At 43.6% G+C, this 633-nt stretch carries 1 protein-coding gene; it reads right to left on the reverse strand.

Annotated elements, in window-relative coordinates:
* Positions 1–144: 144 nt before the first annotated feature.
* Positions 145–633, reverse strand: a 489-nt coding sequence (locus tag R7R24_RS27910; RefSeq protein ID WP_318120318.1) for a carbohydrate porin, incomplete at its 5' end; no start/stop codon positions are given.

Here is a 633-nt window from a genome sequence, read left to right on the forward strand (position 1 = left end):
TGAAATGGAAATATAGACATATTTTCCGCCCCCTCCGGCTGAATACGACCCAATTCAAGAGCAAATGGCAAAGGATTTCGATGTGATAGGCCAGAATGGAGCTAAACAGGCCTATCTAAGTAGTAAAATGGCAATTTCTATTTATTACCACCAAGCCTCAATTTGTACACCGTAGTTGATGGTGTCGTTGCTCTTATTGTTGTCAAATGAGTCGCCCTCATTGTCTTTCAAATAAGTCGCAAAGAATCGGATTTCTGGACGAGCGAAGAAAGACTCTCCCGTTGAGATGGCGTGTGCGATAGTGAATTTTGTGCCACTAAACTTGTCTTCGGAGCCTGAATCCCAAGTTTTTTCTTGGTCAAAGTAGCCGACCTCTAACATAGTCTTATTGTATGGCGACCAGTTGTAAGTTGGACGAGCTACAAATGAGAACAACTCTTCCTTATCTAACCAGTCACCATGATCTTTCACGTTACCGTAAGTTAGAACATGGTTGATCACGACATTTTCGCCTAAGTTCAAATCACCAGTACTGATAAAGCGGAACCCTTTTGCATCGCTGACATCACCACTCCAGATGTCATACCAGCCCCCCCCTTGTGAGATAGCGTTCTGTGCAAGTCCTTTGTCCAT

This window comes from Vibrio sp. 704, from assembly GCF_033339295.1.